At 75.9% G+C, this 905-nt stretch carries 1 protein-coding gene; it reads right to left on the reverse strand.

Annotated features, from left to right (window positions below; translation table 11 throughout):
• Positions 1-787: winged helix-turn-helix domain-containing protein (locus ABEB16_RS08255; RefSeq protein ID WP_345711782.1), on the reverse strand; the 787-nt coding region annotated here is incomplete at its 3' end.
• Positions 788-905 lie beyond the last annotated feature (118 nt).

Consider the following 905-nt stretch of genomic DNA (forward strand, 5'->3'; position numbering starts at 1 on the left):
GGAACCCGAACTCGGAGACGAAGCGGGGGGCGTACTCGCGGTAGGCGGAGTAGTCCCGGGTCCCCGCGTCGGCGACCGCGTCGGGCTCCAGCGAGCCGTCCTCCCGGCCGGAGCGGACGAAGCGGTACCCGACGTTGCGGACCGTGCCGATGGAGCTCTCGTGCTCGGCGCCCAGCTTCGCCCGCAGCCGCCGCACGTGGACGTCGACCGTGCGGGTGCCGCCGAAGTAGTCGTAGCCCCACACCTCCTGCAGCAGCTGGGCGCGGGTGAAGACCCGCCCCGGGTGCTGGGCGAGGTGCTTGAGCAGCTCGAACTCCTTGTAGGTCAGGTCCAGCACCCGGCCGCGCACCCGGGCCGTGTAGGAGACCTCGTCGATCGTGATGTCGCCCGCGCGGATCTCGCTCGGCCGGTCCTGGTCGGCCTCCTCCCCGGCGAGGCGGGCGCGTCCCGCCGCCAGGCGCAGCCGCGCCTCCAGCTCGGCCGGGCCGCAGGTGTCGAGGACGACGTCGTCGGCGCCCCAGTCCGCGGCCACCGCGGCCATCCCGCCCTCGGTGAGGACGAGCAGCAGGGGCTGGGTGAGGCCGGTCGTGCGCAGCACCCGGCACAGCGTGCGCGCCGCGGCGAGCTCCCGGCGCCCGTCGACGAGCACAGCGTCGGCCCGGGGTCCGTCCACGAGGACCGAGGCCTCCGCCGGCAGCACGCGCACCGAGTGGGGCAGCAGCCCCAGGGCGGGCAGCACGTCCGTGGACGGGGCCAGCGCGTTCGTCAGCAGCAGGATCTGGGCCACCGGCAGTCTCGACCTCCGCTCGCCAGGTGTCCGGACGACGGACCGGCCCCGGTACCGCGGCGCCGACCGGTGGTCCACCGCGCGCCGCCGTCGAGGGCCGAGGATAGCCGGGCCCCCG

Source organism: Kineococcus glutinatus, from assembly GCF_039542765.1.
Lineage (GTDB): Bacteria > Actinomycetota > Actinomycetes > Actinomycetales > Kineococcaceae > Kineococcus_A > Kineococcus_A glutinatus.